General features: G+C 64.2%; 3 protein-coding genes. 1 reads left to right on the forward strand and 2 read right to left on the reverse strand.

The features are described from left to right. Window positions 1–350: HIRAN domain-containing protein (locus ACESMD_RS10360; RefSeq protein ID WP_372612868.1), on the forward strand; the 350-nt coding region annotated here is incomplete at its 5' end. Window positions 351–429: 79 nt separating this feature from the next. Here the strand turns inward: ACESMD_RS10360 and ACESMD_RS10365 are convergent. Then, window positions 430–687 (reverse strand): hypothetical protein, encoded by a 258-nt coding sequence (locus ACESMD_RS10365; RefSeq protein WP_372612870.1) that lies wholly within the window; start codon window positions 685–687, stop codon window positions 430–432. A gap of 57 nt (window positions 688–744) precedes the next feature. Further along, the coding region (locus ACESMD_RS10370) for a WYL domain-containing protein (protein ID WP_372612872.1) at window positions 745–1,664 on the reverse strand (920 nt) is incomplete at its 5' end.

Here is a 1,664-nt window from a genome sequence, read left to right on the forward strand (position 1 = left end):
CCCCCCCCGACGCCTTCGAGGTCCTGCTGGAGGTGGCTGGGTTCCGCCACGAGGCCGAGCTCGAGGCGGGGAAGCTGAGCGAAGGAGACGCCGTGCACTTCGTGCCTGAGCCTCACAACCTGGTCGAGACCCAGGCGATCCGCATGGAGACTGCCGGAAAAAAACTGGGCTATGTGCCCAGGGGGCATCTCGACACGCTGCACCGTATGCTGGGCCGAGGGGCTCATCTGGAAGGCGAAGTGTTTCGCATCAACGGAAGCCCGGAGCGCCCCTTGGTCTATGTGCTGACCCGCATTACGCGGGACGACAAGCCTACGATGCTGGCCCATGCACTGAGGATGCAGGCCTAGAAACTGGGCGTGAAACCCCTAACCCCATGATCCTACACGGCCCACGCCTCTTGGCTCTCGCGAGCCTACGCGGGGGTTCTTAGTCGCTGTCGCAGTCGATTCGCCAGACTTGCTTCAGGCGCTCTACGGTGTGCAACCACTTTGGGGTAGTGGGCTTGCACACGGTGTTCTGGTTGCCGGACAGGCCCACATCGCTGAAAGCTTCCTCACGGCTGATGGTATAAATCCAGCGTACCGGGACCAGATATTCGGCTGCATCATCACTTCTATACAGGTGCGGATATTCTCGCTCTGAGACGATCTCAGGCAGGGTTCGTTTGCCCTGTTCGATGGCCATAGTGGCTTCCTGTATCCGTCTCATGATCAATGACGCTGGGTGCGCCCCGACGCGCTCTCACGTCCAGTTGATCCACTCCGCCAGCGCCTGGCGGTTGGCGATCTCCACCTGCTGGGCCCGCGGCTCGGTTTCTGCGTGGTGCGGGTTCACCCCCAGCTCACGGAGCGCATAGAGGATCAGCGGGCCCCGGCACGACAGGGCGAGCTCACCGTCTTCCATGCCGTAGTCCGCCGCTATCAGCTCCCGTTCCTGGGGCGGTAGCCGTCTGTCGGGAATCAGGCGCACCTCGACCCGAGCATGCCAGACCGTGTCCTCGACGATACCGTTCTCGCCCAACATATCGCCGCACGGCTCCGGCACGCCGCGGAAGCGGCTCAGCACGAAATCCCGGTAGTCGCGATGCTTCTCGCAGAAGGCCCTCACATGCCAGCGCCCCGCCGCGAACACCAGCGTATGCGGCACGATGATCCGGTCTTCGCCCGTGGGGCTGGTGAAGGAGGCGTAGGTAACTTCCAGGCGTTGCCCCTCGCGGGCGGCCTTGACGACCTCCCGCACCACAAGGGGGGATACCACACGGCTCGGCAGCGGCAGCGACTCGGTAGTGGCCGGGCCGATGCCCAGCCCGGTGAAGGGAGACTCCGGCGCCTGGTCGGAGCCCATCAAATGCAGGTACTCCTCGACCCGACCCTGGATGAAAGATGGCACGAACCGTGCGGTGGGCAGGAAGCCCTTGCGCGACTCGTCGTAGGCCAGGTTCTCCGGGGCCAGCTCGCGGTAGCGACGCATCACCTTCTGTGCCTGCTGGCGCCCGATGCCGAAGCCCTCCCCGATCTGCGAGGCCACCACCCGACCTTCCCAGAGCGCCAGGATCTCGATCAGGCGGTAGCGGGCCAGGGTGTCCCAGGCCAGCGCCGTGGCATCGGGCATGGCAAGATTCCTTTCTCTCGAGGTGAGATACCCAGCATGACCTAAGTCAG

This window comes from Halomonas sp. (assembly GCF_041689495.1).
In the GTDB taxonomy this organism is placed as follows: domain Bacteria; phylum Pseudomonadota; class Gammaproteobacteria; order Pseudomonadales; family Halomonadaceae; genus Halomonas.